Consider the following 1426-nt stretch of genomic DNA (forward strand, 5'->3'; position numbering starts at 1 on the left):
CCAGACCATCTACCACTTTCTTATGCCCAACGTCGTTTATGGCTTCTTGGCCAGATTGATGGTGTAAGTTCAACTTACAACATTCCGATGGCTTTGCGTTTGAGTGGAGCTCTTAATGTAGCTGCGCTGTCTGTGGCTTTAGAAGATGTCGTTGCCCGTCATGAGAGTTTGCGTACGACTTTTGTGGAAGTTGATGGTGTACCTTATCAGCAGATTACGGAAATTGGTGCTATAGGTAGTCTTCTCGAGAAGGCTGATATAACTGAGGCGGAACTATCTGCTGCGCTTTCAGCAGCAGCGGGATATTGCTTTGATCTTGCAACGGAGTTGCCGATCCGCGGCTGGCTTTATCATTTAAATGCCGATCAACATGTGTTGTTGTTAGTCATCCATCATATAGCAGGTGATGGATGGTCTTTTGCACCTTTGGCTAAGGATCTTACTTTGGCTTACGAGGCACGCATTCGAGGTGAGGCGCCTGATTGGGTGCCATTACCAGTGCAATACGCTGATTACACACTTTGGCAGCATGAGCTTTTAGGTGATGAATCTGATTCCGATAGTGCTATTGCGCATCAACTTTCTTATTGGCAGGATACGCTTAAGGGTCTTCCGGAACAGTTAGACCTACCTGTTGACCGACCTCGTCCAACGAAAGCCAGCCATCGGGGTGGATATATTCCCATTACCATTACCTCAGAGTTACACGGCAAGCTTTTAGACTTGGCCCGCGAAGCTCAAAGTAGTTTGTTTATGGTTCTTCAAGCTGGGTTGGCAGCACTACTTACGCGGCTTGGCGCTGGCAATGACATTCCACTTGGCAGTCCGATTGCGGGACGGATGGATGATGCTTTGGATGAATTGGTGGGCTTTTTTGTTAACACGCTTGTGTTGCGGACCGATACATCAGGCAATCCCAGCTTCCGTGAACTTCTGTCTCGTGTTCGTGAGACAGATCTGCAAGCTTATGCTCATCAGGATATTCCGTTTGAACGGTTGGTAGAAGCTCTCAATCCTACTCGTTCCTTTGCAAGCCACCCCTTATTCCAAGTGATGTTGGCGCTACAAAATAATGTTACAGCCTCTTTAGATCTACCAAGTATGGAGGTTACTGCTGAACCTGTTGATACTGATACGGCCAAGTTCGATCTTTGGTTCAGCTTCAGTGAACAAAGGGGTGATGATGGAAAACCTCAAGGTTTAGTCGGGCAGTTAGAATATGCTTGTGACTTGTTTGATGAAGAGACCGTAGAAACGCTAATGGGACGGTTGGTTCATCTGTTCGAGCTTGTTGTTGACAATCCTGATCATTCGATTGGTTCGTTTGAACTTCTAGATGAAGATGAACGTCAGAAAATTCTGTTTGATTGGAATGATACCACGCAACCTATTCCAGATGCGACATTACCAGAGTTATTTGAAGCAC

General features: G+C 46.3%; 1 protein-coding gene. It reads left to right on the forward strand.

Going from position 1 to position 1426, the window contains the following annotated elements; translation table 11 throughout:
- A partial coding sequence (locus AB2J24_RS19795; RefSeq protein WP_367386803.1) for a condensation domain-containing protein occupies positions 1-1426 on the forward strand: 1426 nt, incomplete at both ends.

The sequence above is a fragment of the Lentilitoribacter sp. EG35 genome, from assembly GCF_040784015.1.
Classification (GTDB): Bacteria; Pseudomonadota; Alphaproteobacteria; order Rhizobiales; family Rhizobiaceae; genus Lentilitoribacter.